The sequence below is a fragment of the Acinetobacter sp. ATCC 27244 genome (genome assembly GCF_000156555.1).
Classification (GTDB): domain Bacteria; phylum Pseudomonadota; class Gammaproteobacteria; order Pseudomonadales; family Moraxellaceae; genus Acinetobacter; species Acinetobacter haemolyticus.
In genome coordinates this window covers 70253-71113 of the sequence record NZ_GG665957.1, presented here as the reverse complement: position 1 = coordinate 71113, position 861 = coordinate 70253, and the positions used below count along the sequence as shown (strand labels likewise).

The 861-nt window shown below is 30.9% G+C and carries 1 protein-coding gene; it reads left to right on the top strand.

Annotated elements, in window-relative coordinates; translation table 11 throughout:
- The coding region (locus HMPREF0023_RS16760; RefSeq protein WP_190319063.1) for an ATP-dependent nuclease at positions 1-861 on the top strand (861 nt) is incomplete at both ends.

Sequence of the window (861 nt, the reverse complement as noted above, 5' to 3'; positions counted from 1 at the left end):
AAGTACCCACTCATCTCATATAGCTAACAAAGCTGAATTTAATCAAATTAGATATTTTTTATCAAAGGAAAAAAATACTTGTGTAAAGGACTTGGGAGAGGTATTTAAAGGTTGTGAATCAAAAGAAGATAAAGAGTTTCTGCAAAAGTATCTCACTCTTACAAAATGTGATCTATATTTTGCTGATATAGCCATTCTTATAGAAGGAGCAACTGAGCGAATATTACTACCTGAAATAATTAAAAAGGTGGATATAGACCACAAAACTGATTTAGCACAAAAGTACTTATCAATTGTTGAAGTTGGTGGAGCATATGCTCATCATTTCTATAAATTTCTTGATTTTCTTGAATTAAAAACGTTAATCATTACAGATTTAGATGCATGTAATAAAGTATCTAAATCTGATAAGAATGGAAAAGATAGGATTTCATATAAATCATGTATGGTCTCAGATGGGACTCATAGTACAAATTCAGGTTTAAATAAATGGTTTAAAATCTACGCTCAGCATGAGAATACTGAAGCTACTGAAGCTACTGAAGCTACTGAAGCTACTGAAGCTACTGAAGCTACTGAAGCTACTGAAGCTACTGAAGCATTAAATATCATTCAATTTGTTGATGTTAGTAATATTGAAGATGAAGATGAAGATGAAGATGAAGATGAAGATGAAGATGAAGATGAAGATGGATATATTTTATTAGAAAAACTTATTCAAGTGAGTGATATTGTCAAAAAAAATGGAGTTAAATGTATAACTTATCAAGTGCCTGAAGATGGTAGCAAGATATGTGGAAGAAGCTTTGAAGAAGCATTTATACTGGCAAATTTAAATAAGTTCAATCTTCATGGTGTTGC